Genomic DNA, 704 nt, shown 5'->3' on the forward strand with positions numbered 1-704 from the left:
TCGGTGAGTTTGAACCACTTCTGGTACGGGTCATACGAGGCACTCAACCACCAGAATCCGAGATCGTTCCAGTCCGATTGCCCTCCCTGATCGAACTTCCCGTACTCCCATGCTCGACGAAGACCCTCGCTGTGTTCAGCTAGATATTCTCGCGGCAGGACGACATCCATCGAGGGATTGGCTGGCTTTGATTGTCGGAGCCAGTGGATGACGCCGTGATACCCGTCGCTGAAGTCGTGTTGGACCGCGTGAGGCCAGGTCGGGAGAATGCCAGAGAGATCGACGTTGAATCCGGAGAAGTCCTCTTCTGCCAACCAGAGGATGCTGTACCCTGCAGCGAGATACTCAGCGGTTACTGCGTCGACATCCTTGTCCTCGTGTTTGTGCTGTACTTCGACGCCGATGCCACGGCCCTCAGGGAACTGAGGCTGTGGAAACTCAACGAGAATATCGGCACGCCGGTCACCCAGCTGCTGTTCTAGTCCTATTGTAGCGTCGGGATACTCGGTCGTGAACTTCGAATACGCGATCGACTTCATCCGCAAATGAGGTGGAGATTCACCGCCACAGTCCGTCTCCTCTTCAGCAGCGTGGTAGAAATGCCGCGCGACGAACGACCCCTTCCGGCGATGGGAGTCGCGAATTTTCAATTGATCGCCGCACTTCGGGCACTCGAGGAGATCCCCTTTCTGTACCTGATTCGG

General features: G+C 56.5%; 1 pseudogene. It reads right to left on the reverse strand.

Annotation, left to right across the window (positions count from 1 at the left end):
• A pseudogene (locus ACQUQ1_RS22550) lies at positions 1-539 on the reverse strand (hypothetical protein); the annotation flags it as partial.
• Positions 540-704 lie beyond the last annotated feature (165 nt).

This window comes from Halobaculum sp. EA56 (assembly GCF_051195075.1).
Lineage (GTDB): Archaea > Halobacteriota > Halobacteria > Halobacteriales > Haloferacaceae > Halobaculum.